This is a genomic window from Erythrobacter sp. CCH5-A1 (genome assembly GCF_001557115.1).
In the GTDB taxonomy this organism is placed as follows: Bacteria; Pseudomonadota; Alphaproteobacteria; order Sphingomonadales; family Sphingomonadaceae; genus Erythrobacter.
On record NZ_LSKQ01000250.1, the window covers coordinates 1 to 545 of the forward strand.

Sequence of the window (545 nt, forward strand, 5' to 3'; positions counted from 1 at the left end):
ATCGGCTCCCCCGGCGCCCGCTGGCGCGGCGTTCCTGAAGGAACGTCCCTGACCCACTGGCGAACACCGTCCCTCGGGAGCTCCCATCAAGCACAGGAGGTTCACATGGGCATGCAACTGGAATTGTTCAAAGCACTCAAGTCTGTTAAGATCGCCAGCACCGACGCCGAAAAAGTCGTCGAAGAGCTGGAAGGACACATCGCGATGAAGGTCACCGAAGCGAACGCACCGCTGATCGCGGAACTTCGTGCCACCCGCGAAGCGATCTCGAGGGAAGTCGAGCGCACCAAGTGGTATTTCAGCACCGCGATCGTGATCGCAGGTTTGGTAATCGCAATCACCAACGCTCTGAACTGAGCCAGGGGGCTTCGGCCCCCTTTTACTCGACATCGATGCACTCAAACCGGCGCGGCGCTGCTCGCCAGCGCATCGACACATGCGTGCCTCGCTGGCATCGCCACCGCGCCTGCCGCAGCGCCTGATCGACGGCTCGACGGGCCGTCGTCGGCCCGGGCTGGGGCGACCCTCGGCGCGCGGGCACCGGC

General features: G+C 64.2%; 1 protein-coding gene. It reads left to right on the forward strand.

All coding sequences use genetic code 11. The annotated features are described in order from the left end of the window. A partial coding sequence (locus AX708_RS15420) for a hypothetical protein (RefSeq protein WP_369815639.1) occupies window positions 1-357 on the forward strand: 357 nt, incomplete at its 5' end. Window positions 358-545 lie beyond the last annotated feature (188 nt).